Below are 21,819 nucleotides of genomic sequence, written 5' to 3'. Positions count from 1 at the left end.
CACCGGCGGCGTTCTTTCGTCATGAAAGACACAGCGGCTTCGCCGGGCATCCGCCTTCCCGTCCAACTAGGTTGTGCTCATGTTCTCCACGCTGGCCGTGCCCGTGATCGCAGCGCCGATGGCGGGTGGCCCCTCCACCCCCGAGCTGGTGGCCGCCGTGAGCGAGGCGGGCGGGTTCGGGTTCCTCGCGGCCGGCTACGTCACGGTCGAGCAGCTCGCGGAGAGGATCACCCGCACCTCGGAGCTGACGGGCAAACCGTTCGGGGTCAACCTCTTCGTCCCCGGAACGCGGTCCTCGGCCGACATCTCGTCCTACGTGCGGCGGGTGACGGAGTACGCGAACCAGGTCGGGGCGGTGCCGGGAGAGCCCCGCTGGGACGACGACAGCTACTCGGCGAAGCTCGAGCTGGTGCTGGCGCTGCGGGTCCCGGTGGTGTCGTTCACCTTCGGGCTCCCCGACGCCGACGACGTGCGGCGGCTGCACGCGGCCGGGGCCACGATCGTCGTCACGGTCACCACCCCCGCCGAGGCGAGGCAGGCCCAGCAGATCGGCGCGGACGTGCTGTGCGTGCAGGGCGCGGACGCGGGCGGCCACCGCGGCACGTTCACCGACGACGGCGTCTCACCCGGCGGCGGTGAGCTGTACGGCACCCTCGCGGCGATCCGGCTCGTGAAGAGCGCGACCGACCTGCCGGTGATCGCGGCCGGCGGCCTCGTCACCGGCGCCGACGTCGCCGCGGTGCTGGCGGCCGGTGCGGTCGCGGCGCAGCTCGGCACCGCGTTCCTCGGCAGCCCGGAGGCGGGAACCGCTGTGGCGCAACGGGAGGTGCTCGCCGCCGGTGGCAGGCGCACGGCGCTCACGCGGGCGTTCAGCGGCCGTCCCGCCAGGGGCCTGGTGAACCGGTTCCTGGTCGAGAACGGCCCGCACGCGCCCGCCGCCTACCCGAACGTGCACCACCTCACCAGGCCGGTGCGCGCGAGCGGGGAGCCCGAGGTCATGTCGCTGTGGGCGGGCACGACGTACGCGCTCGCACCCGCGGAGCCCGCGGGTGAGGTCGTGCGGCGGATCGGCGCGGAGCTGGACGAGGTCGTCAGGTCGCTGGCAGAGCGCTTCGGCCGAGGCTAAGAAGGAGAGCGTGACCTCGCTCTCTGATGAGATGTTCCAGGCGTTGATGGACTGGAACCCCGTGTTCGCCACGCTCGTGGGTGTGCCGGGATGGGACGACCGCCTCGACGACCTCGGCACCGACGCCCACCAGGCCATGCGCGCCAGACTCGTGGACGTCCTCGACCGCGTCGACGACTGCGGCGAGGACGAGGTGACGCGGGACGTGATCCGCCACCAGGCGCGGTTCATCATCACGCAGATCGACGCCCGGCTGGTCGAGCACACGGTCGCGGCGGCGTTGACCGCACCCGTGGCGAACCTGCTGACGCTGTCCTCGCAGGTCGACTTCTCGCGGCGGCGGCACCTCGTGCCGGAGTTCGTCCGGCAGGCGGGCCGGCGGTTGCGCGAGACGGACCGCCGGCCGTTGCGCAGGCACGCCGTGAACGGCGCGGCGCACATCGCCCGGTTCCTCGACTCCCCGAAGCAGGAGTGGGAGGGCGACGTGGACGTGCGCACCGAGCTCGCCCGGTTCCGCGAGACGCTGCTGTCCCTCGACGGCCGTGAGGACGAGCAGGCGGGCCTGTGCTGGCTGCCCGAGGGCGAGGAGAACTACGCGAAGCTGGTCCGCGACTACACGACCGCCTCCTACACCCCGGCCGAGCTGCACCGGCTGGGACTCGACCTGGTCGCGTCGCTGCGCGAGGAGTACGCGGAGATCGGCTCGCGGGTCTGGGGCACCACCGACGTCGCCGAGATCTTCCAGCGGCTGCGCACGGACCTGTTGTGGGCCAACGAGGACGACATGCGCACCAGCGCCGTCGCGGCGATGGAGCGGGCCGAGGCCGAGGCGCCGAGGTGGTTCGGACGGCTGCCGCGGGCGCGCTGCGAGGTGCGGCTGGTGCCGGAGATCGACCGCGAGACCGCACCGTTGGCGTACTACGTGGACGCCGCCCCGGACGGGTCACGGCCGGGCGTCTACTGGGTCAACCCGTTGGGCGCCACCGAACGCAGCCGCACGCTGTCCGAGGTGGTGGCGTTCCACGAGACGGTGCCGGGCCACCACCTGCAGCTGTCGGTCGCCGCCGAGACCGAGCTGCCGAACCTGCGGAAGTTCGCGTTCATCGACGCCTACCTGGAGGGCTGGGGCCTCTACACCGAGCGGCTGGCCGACGAGATGGGGCTGTACTCGTCGGACGAGGCACGGCTCGGCATGCTCGGCCTCGACGCGATGCGCGCGGGGCGGCTCGTGGTCGACACCGGCCTGCACGCGCTCGGCTGGTCGCGGCAGCAGGCCGTCGACTACCTGCGCGAGAACACCGTCATGCCGGACGCGGAGATCCAGTCGGAGATCGACAGGTACGTCGAGATGCCGGGACAGGCGCTCGCGTACATGGTGGGGCGCCTGGAGATCCTGCGGCTGCGCGCCGAGGCGAAGGCCGCGCTGGGCGACCGGTTCGACATCAGGGCGTTCCACGACCTCGTGCTGGAGAACGGAGCCGTACCGTTGTCCACACTCGGAAAACTCGTCACCGCATGGTCTGGAAGGGTCTGAATGTCGCTCGCGGATGAGATGTTCCTGGCGCTGATGGAGCACGCGCCGCTGCAAGCCACGATGCTCGGCGTGCCGGGCTTCGACGACCGGCTCGACGACCTGGACGTCGAGAGCGAGCAGAAGGTCCGTGACCGGATCACCGCCCTGCTGCGCAAGGCCGAGACCGACACCGAGGAGGACCCGGTCACGCTCGCGGTCATCCGGCAGCAGGGCACGGCCGCCGTCAACCGCATCGACTCGCGGCTCGTCGAGCACACCGTCGGGCCCGGTCTCGGTGCCGCGGTCAACGGGCTGCTGCTCCTCGCGCCGCGGCTCGACGTGTCGCAGCGCCTCGACCAGTTCCCGCGCTACATCGACCAGGCCGCCGCCCGCGTCCGCGACTCCGACCGCAGGCCGCTGCGCCGTCACCTGAGGCTCGGCGTGAAGCGGGTGGACGGCGTGCTGGCCGCACCCGCGCAGGAATGGGAGGGCGGGCACTCCGCCGAGATCCGCGCCGCCCTCGGCCGCTACCGCGACGTGCTGGCGTCGATCGAGGACGGCAGGGACGACGACAAGGCCGGCCTGTGCTGGCTGCCGGACGGCCAGGAGAACTACGCCAAGCTCGTCGCCGACTACACGACGACCTCGCGCACACCGGAGGAGCTGCACCGGCTGGGGCTCGACCTGATCGCCGGGCTGCGCGAGGAGTACGCGGAGATCGGCTCCCGGCTGTGGGGCACGAAGGACGTCGCGGAGATCTTCCACCGGCTGCGCACGGAACTGCTGTGGGACAGCCAGGAGCAGATGATCGAGAGCGCCGTCGCGGCCATCGCGCGCGCCGAGGCGGAGGCGCCGAAGTGGTTCGGCCGCATGCCGAGCATCGGCTGCCAGGTCCTCGCCGTGCCCGAGGAGGAGCAGCGGACGTCGGCCATCGCGTTCTACCAGCCCGCGCCCGCCGACCGCAGCCGTCCCGGCACGTACTGGCTGAACCCGTTGGGCGCCACCGAACGCAGCCGCACCCTGTCCGAGGCGACGGCGTTCCACGAGGCCGTGCCCGGCCACCACTACCAGTTCTCCATCTCCGGCGAGCTGGACCTCCCCGACATGCGCAAGTTCGCGTTCATCGGGGCGTATCTGGAGGGCTGGGGCCTCTACACCGAGCGCCTGGCCGACGAGATGGGCCTGTACTCCTCGGACGAGCAGCGGCTCGGGATGCTGGGCACGGACGCCATGCGCGCCGGGCGGCTGGTGGTCGACACGGGTCTGCACGCGCTCGGCTGGTCGCGGCAGCAGGCCGTCGACTACCTGCGCGAGAACACCGTCATGACCGAGCCCGAGATCCAGTCGGAGATCGACAGGTACATCGAGTCGCCCGGCCAGGCGCTGTCGTACATGGTGGGACGCCTGGAGATCCAGCGCATCCGCGCCGAGGCCGAGACGAAGATGGGCGACCGGTTCGACGTCCGCGCCTTCCACGACCTGGTGGTGGGGAGCGGACCGGTGCCGCTCTCCACCCTCGACCAGATCGTCACGAGGTGGGCCGACGCTCCATGACGGAGTGCCGCTTCGAGTAGGTGAAGTAGACGACCAGGCCGATCACGAACCACACCCCGAACCGCAGCCAGGTCTCCGGGTTCAGGAACGTGATCAGCCAGAGCGAGAACACGACGCCGACGGCCGGGACGACGGGCATGCCCGGGGTCCGGAACGTGCGCGGCAGTTCGGGTTGCTTGTACCGCAACACGATCACCGCCACGCACACCACGACGAACGCCAGCAGGATCCCGATGTTGGTGAGCTCGGCGGCCTCGGCGATCGGCAGGAACCCGGCGATGCCGGCGGAGGCGGCTCCGAGCACCCAGGTGATGCGCGACGGCACGTGCTTCACCGGGTGCGTCTTCGCGAACCACGGAGGCAGCAGCCCGTCGCGGCTCATCGAGTAGCCGACGCGGGCCGCGCCCAGCAGGAACGTGAAGAGCACCGTCGTGATGCCGAGGATCGCGCCGACGCTGATGACGATGCCGAGCGCGGGCAGGCCGACGTCGGCGAACGCCGTGGCGAAGGCGGACTCGGCGTCGACGTCGGCGTAGTTCACCATGCCGGTCAGCACCAGGCAGGCCAGCACGTACAGGACCATCGAGATCGCCAGCGAGTAGATGATGGCCCTGGGCATGTGCTTCTGGGAGTCCTTCGACTCCTCGGCCGCCGTCGACATGGCGTCGTAGCCGAACACCGCGAAGAACACCGTGGCCGCGCCCGTGAGCGCACCCGAGAGGCCGAACGGGAAGAACGGGTTGTAGTTGGCGGTGTCGATGTGGAACGCGCCGACGACGATGACCAGCAGCACGACGCCGACCTTCAGGTACACCAGCGTCGTCTCGAACCGCGCCGCGTTCTTCATGCCCAGGTTCAGCACGTACGCGATCAGCAGGCACAGCAGCACCGCGAACAGGTTGACCTTGTACGTGCCCGCGGCGACGTCACCGGTCTCCGTCCCCGGCGCGCCGAGCATCCACTGCGGCAGGTGGATGTCCAGCAACGACAGCAGTTCGGTGAAGTAGCCGGAGATGCCGATGGCGACCACTGCCACGATCGCCGTGTACTCGAGCAGCAGGTCCCAGCCGATGAACCAGCCGACGATCTCGCCGAGCACCGCGTAGCCGTAGGTGTAGGCGCTGCCCGCCCTCGGGATCAGACCGGCGAACTCCGCGTACGAGAACGCCGCCGCCGCGCTCGCGACGCCGGCGACGAGGAACGAGATCAGCACGGCGGGACCGGCCGTCTTGTTCGCGACGGCGCCCGCGAGCGAGAAGATGCCCGCGCCGATGATGCCGCCGACGCCGATCGCGGTGAGCTGCCACAGGCCCAGCGTTCTGGTGAGCCCGTCGCCGGAGTCGTCGGCGATCTGGTCGATGGGCTTGCGCCGGAAGACGCCCTGCGTGGTCATGCCTAGCTCCCTTTGGGTCCGGGCGAACACTCATGACCACTGTCACGCGGTTCGGCCGGACCCACCGATCAGGAAGCCGTTTTCGGCACTTTCGTGCCGTTCAGGGCCTGCTGAACACGATCTTGCCCGCGGTCTCGCCGTCGATCATCGACCTGATGCCCTGCTCGGCGTCCTCGAACTTCAGCTCCGCGCCGATCTGCGGCTTCAGGTCGTTGAGCGCGCAGAACCTCAGCAGGTCGCCCAGCTCCTCGCGGGTGCCCATCGTCGAGCCGACCACGCGCAGCTGCAGGAAGAACAGCCGCTGCAACTCGGCCGCCGTCGCGTCGCCGGACGTCGCGCCGGAGATCACCACGACGCCGCCGGGCTTCAGCGCCTTCATCGAGTGCGACCAGGTGGCCTTGCCGACGGTCTCGAACACCGCGTCGACCCGTTCGGGCAGCCGGGCACCGGACTCGAACACCTGGTGGGCGCCCAGGCTCGACGCCAGCGCGCGCTTGTCCTCCGTGCGGCCCGTCACCCAGACCCGGAAACCGGCGGCACGGCCGAGCTGGATCAGCGCCGTCGACACACCGCCCGACGCGCCCTGCACGAGCATCGTCTGGCCGGGACGCAGACCGGACTTCACGAACAGCATCCGGTACGCCGTCAGCCACGCCGTGCCCATGCACGCCGCCTCGGCGAACGACAGCTCCGCGGGCTTGGGCAGCGCGTTGCGGGCGGGCACCACGACGTGGTCGGCGAAGGTGCCCTGGTGCTTCTCGGTAAGCAGCGTCCGCTTCGGGTCGAGCGTCTCGTCACCGGACCAGCCGGGGTCGCCGATGACCGAGTGCAGCACCACCTCGGTGCCGTCGTCGAGGATGCCCGCGCCGTCGCAGCCCAGGATCATCGGGAACTGCTCGGCCTTGATGCCGACGCCCCGCAGCGTCCACACGTCGTGCATGTTGAGGCTCGCGGCCTTGACCGCCACCCGCACCCACCCGGCGGGCACCTCGGGGTCGGGACGCTCGCCGACGCGCAGCGCGGCCAGCGGGTTCTCGGGACTGGGTGCTTCTGCGTAAACGGCGAACATGCTTGGCAACATACCCACCTGGATCGTGGCCAAATGTCGTGACACCCGTCACGAGACTAGGCTGGGACGGGTGGACTGGCTGGTGCAGTGGTGGAACGGCGTCGAGCTGTGGGTCGTGCAGCTGCCCGTCGCCCTGCAGTTCCCCGTGGTGATGGTCGTGGTGCTGCCGCTCTGCCTGGGCGTGGCGCGGCTGATCGACCGCGTGGCGGACTGGGGCGCGAAGAACCCGGCGTCGGTCGGTTCCGAGCCCGAACCCGAACCGGAGAAGGTCGCCGCGTGAGTCCTGGTCGCCGCCTGACCGTCGCACTGGTCGGGCTCGTCGCTCTTGTCGTCATCGGGTGGTTCGTCAAGGACACGACCCCGCCGGACGGCACCCCGCCCCCGGTCACCAGCAGCACCGTCACCAGCGGCACCGCCGCTGCGGCGGACGTGCCCGGTGCGAAGGCGTCCGGGCTGGCCGTCGAGCCGCTGTCGAAGCTGCCCGCCGAGGCCGCGCAGACGTGGAAGCTGATCGAGTCGAACGGGCCGTTCCCGCACCCGCGCAACGACGGCGTGACGTTCCAGAACCGGGAGAAGCGGCTGCCCGCCAAGAGCTCCGGGTACTACAAGGAGTACACGGTGCCGACGCCCGGCAGCCGCGACCGCGGCGCGCGCAGGCTCGTCACCGGGTCGGAGGAGGAAGTCTTCTACACCGCCGACCACTACTCGTCGTTCGTGGTCGTGGACGTGCGGAAATGAAGCGCCGCATCCTCGTCACCGAGAAGCAGGCGGCGATAGCCGCGATCGCGCGCGCCCTCGACTTCCCGTCCTGGTTCGGGCAGAACCTCGACGCCCTGCACGACAGCCTCACCGACCTGTCGTGGCTGCCGGAGGGCGAGTACGTGCTGGTCGTGCCGATCGGCCTGGACCCGGCGGTGCTGGACGTGCTGCGGGACGCAGCCGAGCACACCGCCGGATCCGAGCGACCCGTGCGGGTCGTGCGAACCGAGAGGTGACCGTCAGTCCTCTGTGGGCACCCACGAGGGCTTGCGCTTCTGCACGAACGCCGTGATGCCTTCCTGGCCCTCGGCGCTGCCGAAGTACTGGGCGGAGAGCTTCAGCATGTCCGCGAAGACCTCCCCGAGGTTCGCCGACCGCTCCTGCCGCAGCATCTCCTTCGTCGCGGCCAGCGCGACCGGCCCGCCGAGCGCGAGCATGTCCGTGTAGCGGCGCACCTCGGCGTCGACGCCGTCGACCGGCACCGCGGAGTTGAGCAGGCCGATCCGCACGGCGCGCTGCGCGTCGAACGACTCGCCGGTGAGGAACAGCTCGTGCGCCTGGCGGGGGAGCAGCCGGGGCAGCACGGTCACCGAGATGATCGCGGGCACGACACCGATCCTGACCTCGCTGAACGCGAACGTGGCCTCGTTCGCGGCGACGGCGATGTCGCAGGCAGCGACCAGGCCGACGCCTCCCGCGCGGGCCGGGCCCTTGAGCGCGGCGACGACCGGCTTCGGGCTCGTCCAGAGCTGTTCGAGGATCGCGGGGAACTCGTTGACGCCCTGGTCTCCCGCACTCGCCCCGGTGGCCTCCTTGAGGTCCATGCCGGAGCAGAACACGGGACCCGTGTGGGTCAGCACGACCACGCGCACCTGGTCGTCCCGCACTGCCTCGGTCAGGTGCTCGCGGAGCTCCCGGCGCAGCTGCGCGGACAGGGCGTTGCGGTTGCGGGGAGAGTCCAGCGTGATCGTCGCGATGCCACGCCGCACCTCGTAGTGGACCAGCTCTTCTGCCATGTCGCTGACCTTAACCGCTGCTCTGCGCCACGATGCTGTGATGAGTTCCTCCGTGGTGTACTTGGCCTTGGCCGCGCAGGTGAGTTTGCAGCGGTTCCAGCAGCGGCCCGGCCGCTACGAGCTGAGGACCGTAGGGCTCACGACCGACCCGGTCCGCACCATCGGCGGCGTGCGGATGCTGCCGGACATGGCGCTCTCCGAAGTGTCGCTCGAGGACGCCGCGATGCTCGTGCTGCCGGGCGGTGACGGGTGGGAGAGCAGCTCGCGCGCGGTGTTCGGCACGCTCGCCCGCGAGTTCCGTTCGGCGGGCAAACCGATCGCGGCGATCTGCGGAGCGACGAGGGTCCTGGCCGCCGAAGGGCTGCTCGACGACGTCGCCCACACGTCGAACTTCCCCGCGACTCTCGGCCCGTACGGCGGCGCGGCGCTCTATCGCGACGAACGCGTGGTGCGCGACCGTGGCGTGATCACAGCGGGTGGCGCGAGCGCTCTGGAGTTCGCCCGCGAGGTGCTGGCGGAGCCCGAGGCGTACCGGAACCTGGTGGCGAGCGTCCGGGACTGACGATGCGCAGGTCCCGGTCGGAGGACCTGCGCACGTGCCGATCGATGCCCGGCAGGGGTGGGCGTCGGTCAGCCGATGGTCGTGGTCGTGAGGACGGGGTTCGGGTCCGGGTAGCCCTTGGCGGCGGCGTTGATCGGGATGCCGATCACCGTGACCACGGCGGTGAAGGTGAGACCGGGCGCGTCGTAGCTCGTGCCGCCCAGCTTCGTGGCGATCTCGCCGCCGGAGCCGGCCGTGAGGTTGATCGTGACCGTCGGCAGCTCGAAGCTCGCACCACCCCGGATCGGACCGGGCACGCTCAGCACGACATCGCTACCGGACAACGCGATCGTCGGCGTGCCACCCAGCCCGGCCCCGCCGGACAGGCTCGCCGACCGGAACGTCGAGTTCGCGGGCACCGGCAGCCGCAGCGCGAGCCCCTTGATCTCCCGCACCGTGCGGCCACCGGCCTCGGACGGGATGGTGTTGGGCGCGGGGTCGATGGTGACCGTGAGCGCACCACCCGCGGCGACACTCGCCGGCGCCGACGCGTCGACACCTTGGTCAAGGGTGAAGTCCGACGTCTGCCCGACCGCCGTGGCGCGGAGCTTGTAGGTGACGGTCTGCGGTGCGGCCGCGGAGGCGTTGGAGGCGAACAGCAGCATGGGTACCAAGAGCAACGACGCAAATCCGGCTAGCTTCATGGCCTCTCCCCGTTGAGTGGACGAGGGACACTTCCAGCACGCGGCGTAGTCACCTGACTACTCATGAGTAGGTTTCACGTCAACGGTTCACAGTTCACATCGCCCGAACGGCGGCGTTCACTCGATCTTGTGGCGGTGGCGCGAAGTGGCGGCGGTGGGGATCGGCTGTGTTAGGCTGTTCGCAGAGCCTCTGCCGCTAGGTGGAGGAAGTGAGCCCAGGTGCGCGTCCGGACGGTCGCTGCCTGGGCTTCGCGCTTTCTAGACCGTTCCCAGGTCGGCCACTGCGGCGACGACCGGTGCGACGCGCCGCTTCCAGTCGCCCCCGGCGCCGTGGCACCAGGCGATCGCGTCACTCACCCAGAGCGCGGGTTCCGCCGACGAGTGGATGTGCTCGTACACCAGTCCGGCGTCGTGGGCCTTGGTCCGGGTGCCGATCAGGAGCCGGTCGCGGCTGTTGCCGACGGGGTCACGTGAGTCGAGCACCAGCCGCGTGACACCGAGACCGAGGGCGTCCTCGACCAGCAGCGGCAACAGCTTCGACCGGACGTGCTCGCTCTTGCCGCGGCCGAGGTAGATGTGCGCCACGAAGTCCCCGCACGCCAGCCTGTCGGCGACCAGCTTGCGGCGCGAGGGCTTCTCGGTCTTGAAGTGCACGCGCCGGGAGCCGGGCAGCAGCAGGCTTTGCATCAGCGCGCGGGTGGTGTGCAGCGCGCTGGGGGTGACCAGGACGGCCGCCATGAGGTAGCCGCCCCGTTCCGACTCGTCGACGAACATGTGCATCCGAACAGGATCGCAGGCAGCGCCGACACTTCTCGTTCAGGTGACAGCGAACGAACTCGCGGCCACCCGAACGGTCAGGCCGCCACCGTCTGCCGCGCCAACGCCTCGTCGTACCGGTCCAGCACCAGTTGGGCGACCTCCACGTCGTTTCCCAGCGGCGCCGCCACCAGAGCGTCCCCGGCCGCCGCCGAAACCTTGTCCGGCAACAACCCGGGCGCCAGGAACCACGACGCCACGGCGATCCGCCGTGCCCCGCGGGCACGCAACCGGGCGACGGCCTCGGGCACGGAAGGTGAGGCGATGGAAGCGAAAGCCGCCTCCACCCCGGCCCACGCGGACTGCCGCGCCCACCGCCGGGCGACCGCGGCGACGGCTTCGTTGGCGGGTGCGTGTGACGAGCCGGCGCCGGCCAGGACGACGCCCAGCGAGCGGTCGTCGAAGTCGACGCCCGCCTCGGACAGCCGTCGCAGTGCGGCCGACTCCAGCCGGGGGTCGGGGCCCAGGACCGGGGTGACGACGGCGGGTACGCGCGACTCGGCGACGGCGGCGGGGACGTCCACCCGTGCGTGATAAGCCTTGCCCAGCAACAGAGGTACGACGACGGACGGGCCGTGCAGCACGTCGGTCAGGCGCGGGGCGCACAGGTCCAGGAAGCACCCGCGCACGTCGAGTTCCGGGCGCAGGGACCGGACCACCGCCAGCAGCGAGTGGATCGACGCGGCTGAGCGGGGGTCGCGGCTGCCGTGCGCGACGGCGACGAGCGGGATCACAGCGCACCCGTCAGGCCGCGGGCGCGGAGCACCGCGCGTTCCAGGGGGCGGAACAGCAGCAGCTCGATGCCGATGCCGACCAGGAGGATCAGGAAGATCGCCGCGATCACCATGTTGATGTCGTTGAGCGACGACCCGTTGTGCAGGTACTGGCCGAGGCCGGTGCCGAGCTGAGGGGACGTCGCGATGATCTCCGCGGCCATCAGCGACCGCCACGAGAACGCCCAGCCCTGCTTCAGGCCCGCCAGGTAGCCGGGCAGGGCGGCGGGCAGCAGGATGTGCCTGGCCGAGGCCAGCCGTCCCGCTCCCAGTGCCCTGCCGACGCGCGGGAGCAGCGGCGGGACCTGGTCGATGCCCGCGACCAGGCCGTTGGCGATCGACGGCACGGAACCCATCAGCACGACGAAGTAGATCGTCGACGGGGTCACGCCGAACCACAGGATCGCGGCCGGCACCCAGGCGACGGACGGCAGCGACTGCAGGCCGGTCAGCAGCGAGCCGATGGCCGCGCGGACCACCCGCACCTTCGCGATCAGCAGGCCCAGGGGCGTGGCGATCACGACGGCCGCGGCGAAGCCGAGCACCGCGCGGTGCAGCGACGTCCACAGGATGCCGAACGCCTCGCCGGTGGAGATCGAGCGGACCAGCTCGTTCCACACGTCGCCGGGGGCGGGCAGCTGGAACTCCGGCAGGATCGCCGAGGCCCACAGCGCCTGCCACACGCCGATCAGCAGGGCGAAGGCGATGATCGGTGGCACGCCGGTCTTCAGGAACCGTTGCCACAGCGGTGCTTTCCGCGCCCCGACGGGCGCGTCCAGCGCGTCGAGGCCGGCGCCGACCTTGTCGAGCGTGTCAGGAGGCGTGGCCACTGATGACCTCTCGCAGATGGGTGTTGATCTCGTCGACGACCTCGTCGTTGCCGTTCTCGGGCGACGTCACGTCCCACTCGCGCACGACACGGCCGGGACGGGAGGACAGCAGCACGACGCGCTGGCCGAGGCGCACGGCCTCGCGCACGTCGTGCGTCACGAAGATGATCGCGGTGTTCGTGGTCTCCCAGACGCGCAGCAGCTCGCTTTGCAGCACGTCACGCGTGATGGCGTCGAGTGCCGCGAACGGCTCGTCCATCAGCAGCAGGGCGGGAGCGCCGTCCGCGGAGACGGTGGTGGACGCCAGCGCGCGGGCCAGCGCCACGCGCTGGCGCATGCCGCCGGACAGCTCGTGCGGACGCTTGTCCGCGGCGTCACCGAGACGCACGAGGTCCAGCAGCTCCAGTGCGCGCCGCCGCCGCGCCAGCCGGCCGACACCGGCGAAGCGCAGTGCCAGCTCGACGTTGCGGGCGGCGGTGAGCCACGGCATGAGCGCGGGCTCCTGGAACATCACGGCCGGGCGCGAGGTGTTGATCCGCAGCTCGCCCGACGTCGCGGCGTCGAGGCCGGCGACGATGTTCAGCAGCGTGCTCTTGCCGCAGCCCGACGCGCCGAGCAGGCACACGAACTCACCCGGCTTGACCAACAGGTCGACGCCGTCGAGCGCCACCACGGCCGAGCCGCTGTGGCCGAACACCTTGCGGATTCCGGCCAGTTCGACGGCAGTATCCACAGTGGACAAAGCAGTGGTCTCGAGCGTGGCGGTCATGTCCGTGTCCCCTCGGCGAGTTACTTCTTGTCCAGCCCGGCTGCTTGCACCTGCGTCTTGCCCTGCGCCTGCAGGACCTTGTTCAGCAGCGTGAAGTCGGCGTACCCGGCGACCTCGGCGGCCTCCTTGGCCACGCCCGCCGTCACGGCGTCCTTCGCGAGCTGCGGGAAGTGCCTGGCCTGCGGGTCCGTGGTGAGCTCGATGTTGTCCCACGCGGCGTCGAGGATCTTGTCGCCGAGCTTCTTGGACGTGAGCTTCTCCAGCGCGGCGTTGACCGTCTTCTTGGCCTCGTCGGAGTTGGCCTTCGCCCACTCGGTCGCGGCGACGTGCCCCTTCAGGACCGCCTCGACGGTCTCCGGGTGCTCCTGCAGGAACTTCGTCCGCACGATGACGACGGTGGTCGGGAACGCCCCGCCCTCCCACAGCGTCTTCTCGTCGATCAGGACCTTCGCGCCCGCTTCCTCGATGATGCGCGCCGACCACGGCTGCGGCACCCAGGCGGCCTGGATGTCGCCCTTCTTGAACAGGTCGAGCGTCTGCGCGTTCTCGACGTTCTGCACGGTGATCTGGCCGGTGAGGTTCTTCTCCGCCAGGTACTTCTTCAGCGACACGTCCTGGGTGTTCGCGAGCTGCGGCGTGGCGACGACCTTGCCCTTGAGGTCCTCGATCGAGTTGATCTCGGGCTTCACGACGAGCTGGGCGCCACCGGACGTCGCGCCGGCGACCAGCCGCACGGCCTCGCCCTTGGACTTGGCGTAGGCGTTGATGGCGGGGCCGGACCCGATGAAGCCGATGTCGAGGGACTCGCCCAGCAGGGCGTTGACCTCGTCGGGACCCGCGTTGAACGTCTGCGTCGTCAGCTTGGTGTCACCGAGCTCCTTCGCGAACAGGCCGTTCTCGACGCCGATCAGCGCGGCGGCGTGGGTGACGTTCGGGAAGTACCCGAGGCGGACCTCGGCGGCGGCGCCCTTGGACTCGGAAGGAGCGGAGGCGGTGTCGGTGCTGTCGGCGCGGCTGCAGGCGGACAGCGCGGTCAGGGAGACTAAAGCGACGGCGATGGCGGACTTGAGGTTCACGGCGAAGTGGCCTTTCAGGGACCGGGGGAGACGAGGGCGTGCGAGTCCGGGGCGGCGGTTCCGCCCCCGGTACAGCTCTCCACGCCGTTGTCCGGCAACGGCAGTGGAGCCCCGACCAGTCCGGCGGCGAGCGTCGAACCGTCGCTCGCGTCGATCACCAGGAAGGACCCGGTGCGCCGGCTGAAGCTGTAGTCGTCCAGCGGCACGGGCTCTGCCAGGCGCAGAGCCACTCGGCCGATCTCGTTGAGCTCCAGCGAGGCCGGGCTGTCCACACTGGACAGCCGCTGCTCGTCGAAGCGGTCGCGCAGGTCGGTGACCATCGCCTGCACGGTGCGCGTGCCGTGCTTGACGAGGACTCGGGCGCCGGGTCGCAGAGGCTTCTCCGCGAGCCAGCACAGGGTGGCGTCCAGCTCGTCGGTGACGACGGGTTCGTTGCCCGCCACCGAGATCAGGTCGCCGCGGGAGATGTCGATGTCGTCGGCCAGCAGCAGCGTCACGGACTGGCCGGCCGCCGCCTCCGCCAGTTCGCCGTCCGCCGTGTCGATCTTCGTGACCGTCGAGCGACGGCCGGAGGGCAGCACCACGACCTCGTCGCCCGGCTTGACCGTGCCCGCCGCGACCAGACCGGCGTAGCCCCGGTAGTCGAGGTGCTCGGCGGTGCGCGGGCGGATCACGTACTGCACGGGGAACCGGAAGGGCGCGTCGTGCGGGTCGGGCTCGACCGGCACGGTCTCCAGGTGCTCCAGCAGCGTCGGGCCGGAGTACCAGGGCGTCCTGTCCGACTTCTCCACGACGTTGTCGCCCGCCAGCGCGCTCACCGGGATCTGGACGACCGCGTCCTCGGTGTAGCCGAGTGCCGTGGCGTGCGCGGTGAACTCCTTGGCGATGCGGGAGAACGTCACCTCGTCGTAGTCGACCAGGTCGATCTTGTTGACCGCGAGCACGAGCCGCGGCACACCCAGCAGCGCGAGCACGGCCGCGTGGCGGCGGGTCTGCTCGATCACGCCCTTGCGCGCGTCGACGAGCAGGACGGCGAGCTGGGCGGTGGAGGCGCCCGTCACCGTGTTGCGGGTGTACTGCACGTGTCCGGGGGTGTCCGCGAGCACGAACGACCGCTTGGGCGTCGCGAAGTACCGGTACGCCACGTCGATCGTGATGCCCTGCTCCCGCTCCGACCGCAGGCCGTCGACGAGCAGCGACAGGTCCGGCGTCGAGAGCCCGCGGTCGGCGCTCGCGCGGTGCACGGCGTCGAGCGTGTCGGCGAGCACGGACTTGGTGTCGTAGAGCAGCCTGCCGACGAGCGTGGACTTGCCGTCGTCCACGCTGCCCGCCGTGGCCAGCCTCAACAGGTCGCTCATCTAGAAGTACCCCTCCCGCTTGCGGTCTTCCATGGCGGCCTCGGACAGCCGGTCGTCGGCACGGGTGGCGCCGCGCTCGGTCAGCCGGGACGCGGCGACCTCGGCGATCACCGCGTGGATGTCGGCGGCGTCGGACTCGACGGCGCCCGTGCAGGAGCCGTCGCCGACCGTGCGGTAACGAACCGTCTTGCGCACCAACGTCTCGCCGTCACGCGCGGTACCCCACGGTCCTTCGGCGAGCCACATGCCGTCGCGCAGGTACACCTCGCGCTCGTGCGCGTAGTAGATGTCCGGCAGCTCGACGCCCTCGCGCTCGATGTAGTTCCACACGTCGAGCTCGGTCCAGTTCGACAGCGGGAACACGCGGACGTGCTCACCGGGGCGGTGCCGGCCGTTGTAGAGGTTCCACAGCTCCGGGCGCTGGCGCTTCGGGTCCCACTGGCCGAACGCCGTGCGCAGGCTGAAGATCCGCTCCTTGGCGCGGGCACGTTCCTCGTCGCGGCGGCCTCCGCCGAACACCGCGTCGAACTTGTGCTGCGTGATGGTGTCCAGCAGGGGCACGGTCTGCAGCGGGTTGCGCGTGCCGTCCGGGCGTTCCTGCAGGCGGCCGTCGTCGATCCAGTCCTGGACCTTCGCGACTTCCAGGCGCAGCCCGTGCTGCGCCACGACGCGGTCGCGGAACTCGATGACCTCGTCGAAGTTGTGCCCCGTGTCGACGTGCAGCAGCGGGAACGGCACCGGCGCCGGGTAGAACGCCTTGATCGCGAGGTGCAGCAGCAGCGTGGAGTCCTTGCCGCCGGAGAAGAGGATCACCGGCCGGTCGAACTCGCCCGCGACCTCGCGGAAGATGTGAATGGCCTCCGACTCGAGGCGCCCCAACGTGTCCAGCGCGGTCGTCATCCGTGCAACCCACATTCCGTCTTCGCCTGGCCGGCCCACCGGCCGCTGCGGGCGTCCTGCCCCGGCAACGGCTTCGACGTGCACGGCAGGCAGCCGATGGAGGGATACCCCTCCTGCACCAGCAAGTTCTCCAAGATCCCCTTCTCCTGGAGGTAGGTGGTGAACTCCTCGTCGGTCCACGGCGCGATCGGGTTGATCTTCACGAGGCCGTTGCGCTCGTCCCACTGCACGATCGGCGTGTTCGCCCGCGTCGGGGCGTCCACCCGGCGCACACCGGTGACCCACGCGTCGTACTTCGCGAGCTCCCTGCGCAGCGGCACGACCTTGCGCAGGTTGCAGCACGCGGCCGGGTCCGACTGGTACAGCAGGCCGAACTCGCGTTCCTGGTCCTCCACCGACTGCTCGGCGGCGGCGTTCACGATCCGCACTCCGGGATAGACGACCCCGACGGCGTCCCGCACTCCGATGGTCTCCGGGAAGTGGTACCCGGTTTCCAGGAACAACACGTCGAAGTCCGGCTTCACCTGTGCGGCGAGGTCGATCAGCACGGCGTCCTGCATGTTGGAAGCGACGATGTAGCTGTCACCGAACGTCCGCGCGGTCCACTCCAGCGCCTCGATCGCGGTGGCGTCCTTCAGCTCCTGCTCCGCGGCCTCGGCGACGATCCTGAGGTCTTGCTTGAGATCGCTCACTTCTTCACCCCCTGAGGAAGGTTGAGCCCGACGAACGAGACCTTGAAGACGCGGCGGCAGCCGGTGCACAGCCACGAGTAGCTCGGCTCCTCCTGCGGACGGAGGTCCTCGTCACCGCAGTAGGGGCAGTAGAACGGCGTCGCGCGGTCAGACATCGCAGCCTCCGCTGAGACACGTACGTCGGCCGGCGGTCATCGCAGCGCACTCTCCTCGGCGCGGGCGACCCACTGGGCGAACCGCTCGTCGGTCTCGCGCTGCGCCACGAAGTTCCGCACCACCCGCTCGACGTACTCGGGCAGCTCGGCCGCGGTGACCTTGTGGCCGCGCAGCTTCCTGCCGAACCCGGCGTCCAGGCCGAGCCCGCCGCCGAGGTGCACCTGGAAGCCCTCGACCTGGTTGCCCTGCTCGTCGGTGACGATCTGGCCCTTGAGGCCGATGTCCGCGGTCTGGATCCGGGCGCACGAGTTGGGGCAGCCGTTGATGTGCACGGTGATCGGCGCCGTGACGCCGTCGACGATGTCCTTGAGGTTGGCTTCGAGCTGCGTGACGAGGTCCAGCGCGCGGGCCTTCGTCTCGACGATCGCGAGCTTGCAGAACTCGATGCCGGTGCACGCCATGATCCCGCGCCGCCACGGCGACGGGTCGACCTGCAGGCCGAGCTTCGCGAGGTCGCTCTTGAGCGTCGGCACCTCGGACTCGGCCACGTCCAGCACGATGATCTTCTGCTGCGGCGTGAACCGGACCCGCTGCGAGCCGGCCCGCTCGGCGATCTTCGCGACCTCGACCAGGATCGAGCCGGACACCCGGCCCGCGACCGGCGCCGCGCCGACGTAGTGCAGGCCGTCCTTCTGCTTGTGCACGCCGACGTGGTCGAGCTGCTGGTCCAAGACCTCGGGAGCGGGGCCGTCGATCATCTTGCGCTTGAGGTACTCGTCCTCCATGACCTGCCGGAACTTCTCCGGACCCCAGTCGGCGACGAGGAACTTGATGCGCGCGCGGTGCCGCAGGCGGCGGTAGCCGTAGTCGCGGAAGACGCTGATGACGGCTTCCCACACGTCGGGCACCTCGTCGAGCGGCACCCAGGCGCCCAGGCGCTTGCCCAGCATGGGGTTCGTGGACAGGCCGCCGCCGACCCAGAGGTCGAAGCCCGGCCCGTGCTCGGGGTGGACGACGCCGACGAACGCCACGTCGTGGATCTCGTGCGCGACGTCCTGCGACCCGGAGATGGCGGTCTTGAACTTGCGCGGCAGGTTGGAGAAGCGCGGGTCGCCGATGTAGCGCTCGAGGATCGTCTCGATCGCCGGCTGGCCGTCTACGACCTCGTCGGCGGAGATGCCCGCGACCGGCGACCCGAGGATGACGCGGGGGCTGTCGCCGCACGCCTCCGTCGTGGTCAGGCCGACCGCTTCGAGCTTCTGCCAGATCGTGGGGACGTCCTCGATGCGGATCCAGTGGTACTGCACGTTCTGGCGGTCGGTGATGTCCGCCGTGTCCCGCGCGTAGGTCTGCGAGATCTCACCGAGCACCTTGAGCTGCTGCGTCGTCAGCGCGCCACCGTCGCTGCGCACCCGCATCATGAAGTACTCGTCGTCGAGCTCCTCCGGCTCCAGCGTGGCCGTGCGGCCGCCGTCGATGCCGGGCTTGCGCTGCGTGTACAGGCCGTACCAGCGGAACCTTCCGCGCAGGTCGGCCGGGTCGATGGAGTCGAAACCGCCGTGGGCGTAGATGTTCTCGATGCGGGCGCGGACGTTGAGCGGGTTGTCGTCCTTCTTGCTCCGCTCGTTGGGGTTCAGCGGCTCTCGGTACCCGAGCGCCCACTGCCCCTCGCCGCGACGCTGCTTGGCGCGCGGTGCCGTCTGCGGCGGGACCATCGCCATCCTCCGGGGTTTCGAGGCGCTCGGTGCGCGTGCGAGCCCGGACGTGCTGGTGATGGGGGCGTCGTCAGCGCGCCGGGCGCCGACGGGAACAAATCAGCGCGCGGTCAGGCCGAACGACGGCACATCGCGCTGGAGACACGACGGAAGTCGACGTGGCGGCGGGCCACGAGGCGGACTCCAGTCGAAGGCATGTCCTCAGTGTGCATGGCGTCCAGTGCATGGTCCACCGCCAACCGAATGGTGGGACGCACGAGGAGAAGTTGACAGCCAGGCCCGATTTCACTCCGTGATACTTCTGTCACAGACAGACACAAGCCCTGGCTGGACACCGCCGTTCGGGCTGTGTGGGGGACACTGGGGACATGCCCTCCGCTCTGCCAGAAGGCGAGCCCGCGCCCGCCGACGGAACGCTGCCCGCGTCCGCTCTCGCCGGTGTCGGCACCCGTCCCTTCGGCGTCTACGTCCACGTCCCGTTCTGCGCGACCCGCTGCGGCTACTGCGACTTCAACACCTACACCCCCGGCGAGCTCGGCTCGTCCGCCTCGCCCGAGTCGTGGCTGGAGGGCCTGCGCCGCGAGCTGGACCTGGCGGCCTCCGTCCTGGGCACCCCGGTCGCCGCCTCGACCGTCTTCGTCGGCGGCGGCACCCCGTCGCTGCTCGGCACCTCTGGCCTGACCGACGTGCTCGACGCGGTGCGCAAGTCGTTCGGCCTCACCGCCGACGCCGAGGTGACGACCGAGTCGAACCCCGAGTCGACCTCCCGGGAGTTCTTCGAGGGCATCCGCGAAGCCGGCTACACCCGCGTGTCGCTGGGAATGCAGTCCGCCGCCCGCCACGTCCTCGCCGTCCTGGACCGCAAGCACACCCCCGGCCGCCCGGTCGACGCCGCCCGCGAGGCCCGCGCCGCCGGTTTCGAGCACGTCAACCTCGACCTGATCTACGGCACACCGGGGGAGCGGCCGTCCGACCTGGCCGCGTCACTGGACGCCGTGCTGGACGCGGGCGTCGACCACGTCTCCGCCTACGCGCTGATCGTCGAGGACGGCACGGGTCTCGCCCGGCGCATCCGCCGCGGCGACCTGCCGATGCCGGACGACGACGTGCTGGCCTCGTCGTACGAGATGGTCGACTCGGTGCTCTCCGGCGCGGGCTTCTCCTGGTACGAGGTGTCGAACTGGGCCACCTCGGCCGAGGCGCGGTGCCGCCACAACGTCCTGTACTGGAAGGGCGCCGACTGGTGGGGCTTCGGCCCCGGCGCGCACAGCCACGTCGGCGGCGTCCGGTTCTGGAACGTGAAGCACCCCGCCCGCTACTCGTCGCTGCTGGCCGCCGGTTCGTCGCCCGCCGCCGGGCGCGAGGTGCTGTCGGCGGAGGACCAGCGGGTGGAACGGGTGCTGCTGGAGCTCCGGCTCGCCGAAGGACTGCCTCTCGACGTGCTCGACTCCGCCGGTCGGCGCGAGGCGCGGGCCGCGGTGGCCGACGGGTTGCTGGAGCCGCTGGAGGACCGCTGCGTGCTGACGGACCGGGGGCGGCTGCTCGCCGACGCCGTGGTGCGGCGGCTGCTGCCCTGAGCCGGACTTGAGCCGCCCCTGACCGGGGGTGCACCTGCCCCGGTCAGGCGTTGACGTACCGGAGTCAGCGGGCCCGCAGGTCGTGCTGGCTGTGCACCTCCGTGCGCAGCACCCCGTCCCTGCGGTACGTCACCTCGCCCCACCACAACCCGTCGGCCCGGCGCACGTCCTCCCACGTCACGGTGCCCGGCCACCACTCGTCGTCGCTGTGCACCAGGCAGGCGGTGCCCGGCGCCGGGTCGCCGTCCCGCACCACCGACAGGTGCCTGCGCCGCTCCTCCCTCACGGTTTGGACCCTAGCGACCGGCACCGACAAAAAACGTGAGTCGCGGGGGAGCACCTCGTCCCAGCGGCCACCCGGACGCGAAATCGGCTGGGTAAACTCGGGGCACCGGACACGGAGGTGAAGCAGCGTTGAACGCCGATGAACGCAGGTTCGAGGTGCTGCGCGCGATTGTCGCCGACTACGTGTCCAACCAGGAGCCCGTCGGGTCCAAGGCGCTGGTCGAGCGGCACAACCTCGGGGTGTCGAGCGCGACCGTGCGCAACGACATGGCCGCCTTGGAGGACGAGGGCTACATCGCCCAGCCGCACACCAGCGCGGGCCGCGTGCCCACGGACAAGGGGTACCGGCTCTTCGTCGACAGGCTGAGCGAGGTCAAGCCGTTGTCGGTCGCGGAGAAGCGGGCCATCCGCAGCTTCCTCGAAGGCGCGCTCGACCTCGACGACGTGATGCGGCGCAGCGTCCGGCTGCTCGCGCAGCTCACGCGGCAGGTCGCGGTGATCCAGGTGCCGACGTTGTCGCGGGCGGCCGTGCGGCACCTGGAGGTGCTGCCGATCACGCCGGCGCGGCTGATGCTGGTGCTCATCACCGACACCGGGCGCGTCGACCAGCGGATCGTCGAGCTGGGCGACGTGATCAGCGAGGAGGACACGGCGCAGCTGCGCGGCGTGCTGAACCAGGCGATGGCGGGGCAGCGGCTCGCGGACGCCAGCGCCAAGGTCGCCGAGCTGCCGGACGAGGTTCCGCCGAACCTGCGCGACCCGATGCTGCGAGTCGCTACAGTGCTGATAGAGACGCTGGTGGAGCACCCGGAGGAACGCCTGGTGCTCGGCGGCACGGCCAACCTCACCCGCAACATCACGGACTTCCCCGGCTCGCTGCGGCAGGTGCTGGAAGCCCTGGAGGAGCAGGTCGTCGTGCTCAAGCTGCTCGCCGCCTCCCGTGACCCCGGTCGCGTGCTGGTGCGCATCGGCGAGGAGAACGAGGCGGCGGAGATGCGCAGCACCTCCGTCGTGTCCATCGGCTACGGCAGCCGGGACAACCCGCTCGGGGGTCTGGGTGTCGTCGGACCGACGCGGATGGACTACCCGGGGACCATGGCGGCCGTCCGCGCGGTCGCCAACTACGTCGGCGAGATCCTGACCGGTCGGTGACCAGGGACTCGCCACGCGCACTTGCCCACACGTACTTGCTCTGAG

The 21,819-nt window shown here is 70.5% G+C and carries 24 protein-coding genes; 9 read left to right on the top strand and 15 right to left on the bottom strand.

Annotation, left to right across the window (positions count from 1 at the left end; genetic code table 11):
• Positions 1-79 precede the first annotated feature (79 nt).
• From BLT23_RS36320 to BLT23_RS36310, 3 genes are read left to right on the top strand one after another with little or no spacing between them, the layout of a single operon-like run.
• Complete coding sequence (locus BLT23_RS36320) at positions 80-1,126, top strand: NAD(P)H-dependent flavin oxidoreductase (protein ID WP_090059136.1); 1,047 nt, start codon at positions 80-82, stop codon at positions 1,124-1,126.
• Positions 1,127-1,136: 10 nt separating this feature from the next.
• Positions 1,137-2,660, top strand: a complete 1,524-nt coding sequence (locus BLT23_RS36315; RefSeq protein ID WP_342713728.1) for a DUF885 domain-containing protein — start codon at positions 1,137-1,139, stop codon at positions 2,658-2,660.
• Positions 2,661-4,193 (top strand): DUF885 domain-containing protein, encoded by a 1,533-nt coding sequence (locus BLT23_RS36310; protein ID WP_090059131.1) that lies wholly within the window; start codon positions 2,661-2,663, stop codon positions 4,191-4,193.
• Here the strand turns inward: BLT23_RS36310 and BLT23_RS36305 are convergent.
• Both BLT23_RS36305 and BLT23_RS36300 read right to left on the bottom strand, forming a co-directional pair.
• The gene (locus BLT23_RS36305; RefSeq protein WP_090059128.1) at positions 4,168-5,586 is read right to left on the bottom strand and encodes an amino acid permease; all 1,419 of its coding nucleotides are present in this window, start codon (positions 5,584-5,586) and stop codon (positions 4,168-4,170) included. The two genes, BLT23_RS36310 and BLT23_RS36305, sit on opposite strands and share 26 nt — an antisense overlap.
• Positions 5,587-5,686: 100 nt before the next feature.
• Positions 5,687-6,655, bottom strand: coding sequence for a quinone oxidoreductase family protein (locus tag BLT23_RS36300; protein ID WP_090059123.1), 969 nt, complete (start codon positions 6,653-6,655; stop codon positions 5,687-5,689).
• Positions 6,656-6,725: 70 nt separating this feature from the next.
• Here BLT23_RS36300 and BLT23_RS36295 point away from each other — a divergent pair, with 70 nt between their 5' ends.
• Genes BLT23_RS36295 through BLT23_RS36285 form a run of 3 tightly spaced genes read left to right on the top strand, consistent with a single transcriptional unit; the run spans position 6,726 to position 7,650 of the window.
• Positions 6,726-6,935 (top strand): hypothetical protein, encoded by a 210-nt coding sequence (locus BLT23_RS36295; protein ID WP_090059118.1) that lies wholly within the window; start codon positions 6,726-6,728, stop codon positions 6,933-6,935.
• Positions 6,932-7,393 carry a guanyl-specific ribonuclease gene (locus tag BLT23_RS36290; protein ID WP_090059114.1) on the top strand — a complete coding sequence of 154 codons (462 nt, stop codon included), beginning with the start codon at positions 6,932-6,934 and terminating at the stop codon, positions 7,391-7,393. Before BLT23_RS36295 ends, BLT23_RS36290 begins: the two co-directional genes overlap by 4 nt.
• On the top strand, positions 7,390-7,650 hold the full coding sequence (locus BLT23_RS36285; protein ID WP_090059110.1) for a barstar family protein: 261 nt from the start codon (positions 7,390-7,392) through the stop codon (positions 7,648-7,650). The genes BLT23_RS36290 and BLT23_RS36285 overlap by 4 nt, the downstream gene beginning before the upstream one ends.
• A gap of 3 nt (positions 7,651-7,653) precedes the next feature.
• Here BLT23_RS36285 and BLT23_RS36280 read toward each other — a convergent pair whose 3' ends face one another.
• Positions 7,654-8,430 carry an enoyl-CoA hydratase family protein gene (locus BLT23_RS36280; protein ID WP_090059107.1) on the bottom strand — a complete coding sequence of 259 codons (777 nt, stop codon included), beginning with the start codon at positions 8,428-8,430 and terminating at the stop codon, positions 7,654-7,656.
• 40 nt (positions 8,431-8,470) lie between these two features.
• Between BLT23_RS36280 and BLT23_RS36275 the strand changes: the two genes are divergently transcribed.
• Positions 8,471-8,992, top strand: a complete 522-nt coding sequence (locus BLT23_RS36275) for a DJ-1/PfpI family protein (RefSeq protein ID WP_176947089.1) — start codon at positions 8,471-8,473, stop codon at positions 8,990-8,992.
• Between the two features lie 68 nt (positions 8,993-9,060).
• Here BLT23_RS36275 and BLT23_RS36270 read toward each other — a convergent pair whose 3' ends face one another.
• The 11 genes from BLT23_RS36270 to BLT23_RS36220 form a co-directional block, all read right to left on the bottom strand.
• Positions 9,061-9,675: a hypothetical protein gene (locus BLT23_RS36270; protein ID WP_090059099.1), complete on the bottom strand. Its 615-nt coding sequence runs from the start codon at positions 9,673-9,675 to the stop codon at positions 9,061-9,063.
• 258 nt (positions 9,676-9,933) lie between these two features.
• Positions 9,934-10,455 (bottom strand): hypothetical protein, encoded by a 522-nt coding sequence (locus BLT23_RS36265; RefSeq protein ID WP_090059096.1) that lies wholly within the window; start codon positions 10,453-10,455, stop codon positions 9,934-9,936.
• A gap of 74 nt (positions 10,456-10,529) precedes the next feature.
• Positions 10,530-11,225, bottom strand: coding sequence for a sirohydrochlorin chelatase (locus BLT23_RS36260; protein WP_090059093.1), 696 nt, complete (start codon positions 11,223-11,225; stop codon positions 10,530-10,532).
• Complete coding sequence (locus tag BLT23_RS36255; protein WP_090059090.1) at positions 11,222-12,094, bottom strand: ABC transporter permease; 873 nt, start codon at positions 12,092-12,094, stop codon at positions 11,222-11,224. The genes BLT23_RS36260 and BLT23_RS36255 overlap by 4 nt, the downstream gene beginning before the upstream one ends.
• Positions 12,078-12,863, bottom strand: coding sequence for an ABC transporter ATP-binding protein (locus BLT23_RS36250; protein ID WP_090059087.1), 786 nt, complete (start codon positions 12,861-12,863; stop codon positions 12,078-12,080). The genes BLT23_RS36255 and BLT23_RS36250 overlap by 17 nt, the downstream gene beginning before the upstream one ends.
• Before the next feature lie 20 nt (positions 12,864-12,883).
• Entirely contained in the window at positions 12,884-13,939 is a 1,056-nt protein-coding gene (locus BLT23_RS36245; RefSeq protein WP_090059084.1) for an ABC transporter substrate-binding protein, read from the bottom strand.
• A gap of 14 nt (positions 13,940-13,953) precedes the next feature.
• Positions 13,954-15,297 (bottom strand): sulfate adenylyltransferase subunit 1, encoded by a 1,344-nt coding sequence (locus tag BLT23_RS36240; protein ID WP_090059081.1) that lies wholly within the window; start codon positions 15,295-15,297, stop codon positions 13,954-13,956.
• A complete protein-coding gene (cysD, locus tag BLT23_RS36235; RefSeq protein WP_176947088.1) occupies positions 15,298-16,197 on the bottom strand; it encodes a sulfate adenylyltransferase subunit CysD in 900 nt (299 codons plus the stop codon).
• The gene (locus BLT23_RS36230) at positions 16,194-16,889 is read right to left on the bottom strand and encodes a phosphoadenylyl-sulfate reductase (RefSeq protein WP_090059073.1); all 696 of its coding nucleotides are present in this window, start codon (positions 16,887-16,889) and stop codon (positions 16,194-16,196) included. The genes cysD and BLT23_RS36230 overlap by 4 nt, the downstream gene beginning before the upstream one ends.
• Positions 16,886-17,044, bottom strand: a complete 159-nt coding sequence (locus BLT23_RS36225; protein WP_090059069.1) for an Insertion element protein — start codon at positions 17,042-17,044, stop codon at positions 16,886-16,888. Before BLT23_RS36225 ends, BLT23_RS36230 begins: the two co-directional genes overlap by 4 nt.
• 36 nt (positions 17,045-17,080) lie before the next feature.
• Positions 17,081-18,760 carry a nitrite/sulfite reductase gene (locus BLT23_RS36220; protein ID WP_281248945.1) on the bottom strand — a complete coding sequence of 560 codons (1,680 nt, stop codon included), beginning with the start codon at positions 18,758-18,760 and terminating at the stop codon, positions 17,081-17,083.
• Between the two features lie 368 nt (positions 18,761-19,128).
• Here BLT23_RS36220 and hemW point away from each other — a divergent pair, with 368 nt between their 5' ends.
• The gene (hemW, locus tag BLT23_RS36215; RefSeq protein WP_090059062.1) at positions 19,129-20,337 is read left to right on the top strand and encodes a radical SAM family heme chaperone HemW; all 1,209 of its coding nucleotides are present in this window, start codon (positions 19,129-19,131) and stop codon (positions 20,335-20,337) included.
• Between the two features lie 64 nt (positions 20,338-20,401).
• On the opposite strand, the gene BLT23_RS36210 is transcribed toward hemW, so the two are convergent.
• Positions 20,402-20,623 (bottom strand): hypothetical protein, encoded by a 222-nt coding sequence (locus tag BLT23_RS36210; protein WP_143036159.1) that lies wholly within the window; start codon positions 20,621-20,623, stop codon positions 20,402-20,404.
• 128 nt (positions 20,624-20,751) lie between these two features.
• Between BLT23_RS36210 and hrcA the strand changes: the two genes are divergently transcribed.
• On the top strand, positions 20,752-21,774 hold the full coding sequence (gene hrcA / locus BLT23_RS36205) for a heat-inducible transcriptional repressor HrcA (RefSeq protein ID WP_090059054.1): 1,023 nt from the start codon (positions 20,752-20,754) through the stop codon (positions 21,772-21,774).
• The last annotated feature ends 45 nt before the right edge of the window (positions 21,775-21,819 follow it).

The organism is Lentzea fradiae (assembly GCF_900100955.1).
Classification (GTDB): Bacteria; Actinomycetota; Actinomycetes; order Mycobacteriales; family Pseudonocardiaceae; genus Lentzea; species Lentzea fradiae.
This window is presented reverse-complemented; position numbering and strand designations above follow the sequence as displayed.

What these genes read in the sequence shown, in the direction of transcription:
- BLT23_RS36320 (WP_090059136.1), top strand. Translation starts at nt 80, where the DNA reads ATGTTCTCCACGCTGGCCGTGCCCGTGATCGCAGCGCCGATGGCGGGT.
- BLT23_RS36310 (WP_090059131.1), top strand. Translation starts at nt 2,661, where the DNA reads ATGTCGCTCGCGGATGAGATGTTCCTGGCGCTGATGGAGCACGCGCCG.
- BLT23_RS36305 (WP_090059128.1), bottom strand. Translation starts at nt 5,586, where the DNA reads ATGACCACGCAGGGCGTCTTCCGGCGCAAGCCCATCGACCAGATCGCC.
- BLT23_RS36300 (WP_090059123.1), bottom strand. Translation starts at nt 6,655, where the DNA reads ATGTTCGCCGTTTACGCAGAAGCACCCAGTCCCGAGAACCCGCTGGCC.
- BLT23_RS36285 (WP_090059110.1), top strand. Translation starts at nt 7,390, where the DNA reads ATGAAGCGCCGCATCCTCGTCACCGAGAAGCAGGCGGCGATAGCCGCG.
- BLT23_RS36280 (WP_090059107.1), bottom strand. Translation starts at nt 8,430, where the DNA reads ATGGCAGAAGAGCTGGTCCACTACGAGGTGCGGCGTGGCATCGCGACG.
- BLT23_RS36275 (WP_176947089.1), top strand. Translation starts at nt 8,471, where the DNA reads ATGAGTTCCTCCGTGGTGTACTTGGCCTTGGCCGCGCAGGTGAGTTTG.
- BLT23_RS36270 (WP_090059099.1), bottom strand. Translation starts at nt 9,675, where the DNA reads ATGAAGCTAGCCGGATTTGCGTCGTTGCTCTTGGTACCCATGCTGCTG.
- BLT23_RS36265 (WP_090059096.1), bottom strand. Translation starts at nt 10,455, where the DNA reads ATGCACATGTTCGTCGACGAGTCGGAACGGGGCGGCTACCTCATGGCG.
- BLT23_RS36250 (WP_090059087.1), bottom strand. Translation starts at nt 12,863, where the DNA reads ATGACCGCCACGCTCGAGACCACTGCTTTGTCCACTGTGGATACTGCC.
- BLT23_RS36240 (WP_090059081.1), bottom strand. Translation starts at nt 15,297, where the DNA reads ATGAGCGACCTGTTGAGGCTGGCCACGGCGGGCAGCGTGGACGACGGC.
- cysD (WP_176947088.1), bottom strand. Translation starts at nt 16,197, where the DNA reads ATGACGACCGCGCTGGACACGTTGGGGCGCCTCGAGTCGGAGGCCATT.
- BLT23_RS36225 (WP_090059069.1), bottom strand. Translation starts at nt 17,044, where the DNA reads ATGTCTGACCGCGCGACGCCGTTCTACTGCCCCTACTGCGGTGACGAG.
- BLT23_RS36220 (WP_281248945.1), bottom strand. Translation starts at nt 18,760, where the DNA reads ATGGTCCCGCCGCAGACGGCACCGCGCGCCAAGCAGCGTCGCGGCGAG.
- hemW (WP_090059062.1), top strand. Translation starts at nt 19,129, where the DNA reads ATGCCCTCCGCTCTGCCAGAAGGCGAGCCCGCGCCCGCCGACGGAACG.